Source organism: [Ruminococcus] torques ATCC 27756, assembly GCF_000153925.1.
Classification (GTDB): Bacteria; Bacillota; Clostridia; order Lachnospirales; family Lachnospiraceae; genus Mediterraneibacter; species Mediterraneibacter torques.
Genome location: NZ_DS264349.1, coordinates 1 through 3,233 on the forward strand (window position 1 = coordinate 1; position 3,233 = coordinate 3,233).

7 protein-coding genes are annotated in these 3,233 nt (G+C 36.9%); 3 read left to right on the forward strand and 4 right to left on the reverse strand.

Going from position 1 to position 3,233, the window contains the following annotated elements:
* Nucleotides 1–495, forward strand: a 495-nt coding sequence (locus tag RUMTOR_RS05460; RefSeq protein ID WP_004846164.1) for an AAA family ATPase, incomplete at its 5' end; no start/stop codon positions are given.
* Here RUMTOR_RS05460 and RUMTOR_RS05465 read toward each other — a convergent pair.
* The 4 genes from RUMTOR_RS05465 to RUMTOR_RS05480 all read right to left on the reverse strand — a co-directional run bounded on the left by RUMTOR_RS05465 (nt 483) and on the right by RUMTOR_RS05480 (nt 2,012).
* A complete protein-coding gene (locus RUMTOR_RS05465; RefSeq protein ID WP_004846165.1) occupies nt 483–782 on the reverse strand; it encodes a hypothetical protein in 300 nt (99 codons plus the stop codon). The two genes, RUMTOR_RS05460 and RUMTOR_RS05465, sit on opposite strands and share 13 nt — an antisense overlap.
* A gap of 15 nt (nt 783–797) precedes the next feature.
* Complete coding sequence (locus RUMTOR_RS05470; RefSeq protein ID WP_330360029.1) at nt 798–1,178, reverse strand: hypothetical protein; 381 nt, start codon at nt 1,176–1,178, stop codon at nt 798–800.
* Nucleotides 1,157–1,408 (reverse strand): hypothetical protein, encoded by a 252-nt coding sequence (locus tag RUMTOR_RS05475; protein WP_004845176.1) that lies wholly within the window; start codon nt 1,406–1,408, stop codon nt 1,157–1,159. Before RUMTOR_RS05475 ends, RUMTOR_RS05470 begins: the two co-directional genes overlap by 22 nt.
* A gap of 286 nt (nt 1,409–1,694) precedes the next feature.
* A complete protein-coding gene (locus RUMTOR_RS05480) occupies nt 1,695–2,012 on the reverse strand; it encodes a DUF6431 domain-containing protein (protein ID WP_004846167.1) in 318 nt (105 codons plus the stop codon).
* A gap of 129 nt (nt 2,013–2,141) precedes the next feature.
* Here RUMTOR_RS05480 and RUMTOR_RS05485 point away from each other — a divergent pair, with 129 nt between their 5' ends.
* Nucleotides 2,142–2,891 carry a zinc-ribbon domain-containing protein gene (locus RUMTOR_RS05485; protein WP_004846168.1) on the forward strand — a complete coding sequence of 250 codons (750 nt, stop codon included), beginning with the start codon at nt 2,142–2,144 and terminating at the stop codon, nt 2,889–2,891.
* Between the two features lie 108 nt (nt 2,892–2,999).
* A partial coding sequence (locus RUMTOR_RS13240) for a hypothetical protein (protein ID WP_004846169.1) occupies nt 3,000–3,233 on the forward strand: 234 nt, incomplete at its 3' end.

Genomic DNA, 3,233 nt, shown 5'->3' on the forward strand with positions numbered 1-3,233 from the left:
GAACTCCCCCTGTTGGGTGGAATTCATCGTATTTTTGCCGACAAAGGAATGATTCTTGTAGATGACATTCCGGCAAAAGAAAATATGCAGGTACACGAAAAAGTGTTTTGTATGAGCGAAGCTGATTTATATGATAAAGATTTAAAAATAAAAGAACACTTCAGGTGGATCAATCGGTTTTATGATTGTTTTGATTTAAATAAGGCCTTGACTATTGCCAAAATGTTTGACCTTGACATCAACAAAAAATTCACATCGTTATCTAAAGGTTACCAATCCATTTTTAAATTAACAACGGCAATGACATTAAATATTCCTTATGTAATCTTTGACGAACCAGTCTTAGGATTATATGCAAATCATATAGAACTGTTTTATGAACTGCTTTTACAACATTTTGAAAATAATGAACGATCAATCATTATCGCTACACACTTGATTGAAGAAGTAACAAATATTATTGAAGAAGTTGTTTTGATCGATCACGGAAGCTGAGCATTCAGTTCCTTTAATTTAGCTGAGATCTGCTCTCGGGTCACCTTGGCTTTTGCTCTCAGCTCAGCAATTTTTTGTTTCCGTTTTTCCTGTTCTTCTTTTACCTTTTCCTTCTTCTTACCAGAAATCTCATTTTTTGTATAAGCCCAGACTTTCTTTCCCTCATCATTAAGCTTTGTTGTGGAACGTCGCCCTTTGAGTTCTCTGGTTCTCATATAATATTCATGAGCTTTCACTGGGTCGTAATAAGGAGACGCATAGTGTTGAAGAGGTTCGTTAATATCCATTAGGGCTCCTCCTCATCATCCGAAACATAGCTTCCTAGCTTTCAAGATGTCATAAGACCATCCTTCGGTTACTCCTTTTAGAATATAGCTGGATAACTCCGCATCCGTTGCAATCGCTACCTGCTCAACAGTCTTCATACGCTCAATATAATAGGATCGAGCTTCTACACACCGAACAGTTGGATCGCTAATCTCTCCCTTTTTCGAAAAGACTTCTAAATCGGAAGGTCGACGGCTAAGCCCATCCAAGGCTGCATATGCTTTTTTCCAGATTGGATATTGAAGACAAAAATGCTTCAGCTCATAATAACGATGACGTTCAATCCAATATGGATTTTTCTCCGATAATTCCGGACGAATTGTTGTGCCCATTTTTAATTTTTCTCTCCTTTCCACAAATATCCCGTTTCCTCCCAAAGCCGTTTCGGAGAGATGTAAAAATTGATGCGTCCGTATCTTGAATTCATCTCCTCAATGTTGGTTATCAATTTACCATTTCTAGTAGCTTTTCCAATTGGTAGCCACCCGGATATAATACCGGCACGAACCCAAGAAGCATCTTTTCCATACACTCTGGCTACCACTACCACTGGAACAGACCCCGGTGTAAATGTAATTTCTTCCATTGGCTGTTACCTCCTTTCAACGGCTATTCTAGGATAAGACTTGCGATTTGTTAAAACAACCTCAGTGGCAAAACGATACACACAAAAAAGAAAGAGCCCTTGTTAGGACTCCATTCTCTTGAAGTATAATTTTTGCAATTTTGCTCTCATCCTTGTCAATTCCATTTGGATGTTGTCTACTTGACTTGGATTCTTTGTTCTTAAAAGTATGTCCTCAAACATTCGAATCTTAGTCTGTAAGTGCCGTTCCTCTTTTGACATGATTTTTCTCCTTTCGTTTTATTCTTCACAAAAGGAGTTGTAATTCCTGCGAATTCCTCCATCGAATCATGGTCATTTCACATGGATAATCTTCATATCCATAAGTTTCACAAGTAATAAAACCTTCCAACACACCACGAATCACCTCTGCTTCGTATTGCTTATACGGAAAAATATAATCTGGTAACTCTCTATGTATTTGACCGCAAACGGGACATCGAAAACGTTCAATCTCTATCCACGAAGTTTTTCCGCCTTTCGTCCGTACTATTCTTGAAACCTTATCATACCGTTTTAATTTAGACCCACAATTCTGACAAATTGATTTATCATTACTAACCATATATTAAAACCCTTTAAAATATTGAGTGTAGGAGTTGACAATTCCTACACTAGCATATATGATTACTCATGATAAATCAACATTGCCACACACAAAACTCATTTTAATATCGTGAAGGAGGTATGAAATATGCTGCTAAAATGTCCCGAATGCGAATTACAGATAAGCGATAAAGCTACTTTCTGCCCACATTGTGGATATCCGATACAGCCAGACATCAAACCAAGAAAGCCCCGCAATAAAAATAATAAAAGAAAACGACTTCCTAACGGCTTTGGACAGATAAGTCAAATCAAAAATCGAAACCTTAGAAACCCATATCGGGCAATGGTTACTGTTGGAAAAACATCTACTGGTCGTCCTATATGTAAGCCACTAAAACCGGAATCCTATTTTCCAACTTATAACGACGCCTATGCCGCATTAGTAGAATATAATAAAAATCCATATGACTTAAAGCCGGACATTACAGTGAAAGAGCTTTACGAAAAATGGACTGCTGAGTATTTTAAAAATGCCACAGACAACTATATTAGGACTGTAAACTCGGCATGGGCTTATTGTTCTTCTATATATGATATGCGTGCGAAAGACATCAGATCTCGACATATTAAAGGGTGTATGGAGGAAGGTTTTCGAATTGAAACTCGCGGAAAAAAGAAAGGGGAAAAAGTTTATGCAACTCCAGGAACTAAATCGAGAATAAAATCACTATTCAATAACATGCTAGACTATGCTTTAGAATACGAAATTGTACCAATGAATTATGCAAGAACATTTGAGCTCTCTGGAGATGTTATCGTTGAAATAGAAAAAAACAAGAAAAAGCATTTTCCCTTTGATAATAAAGAAATGGATCTTTTATGGAAAAAATGTTGATGATGTTAAATTTACTGACTGGATTATCATATAATGCTATATGGGATGGCGACCCTCAAGAATTTGCTACTTTATGCTTACATGAAGTAAATTTTGGAGAAATGGTATATGCAAACAGGAATGAAAACGGAAGCCGGAACAGCAACGGATCGTTCCCTATTCCTTTCCAAAATCAAGATCTTTGTGAAACGCTATAATGATTTCGCCCTTTCTATAAACTACCTATTATCTTTTCAATGGATAAAGGACAACCTCACTCTGGTTCTTGGATCTGTAACAATAACTACAAAAACGGCAAGTCCTTTTAGAAAAGGTCGGCTAAACAAATTAAAATCTGGACCC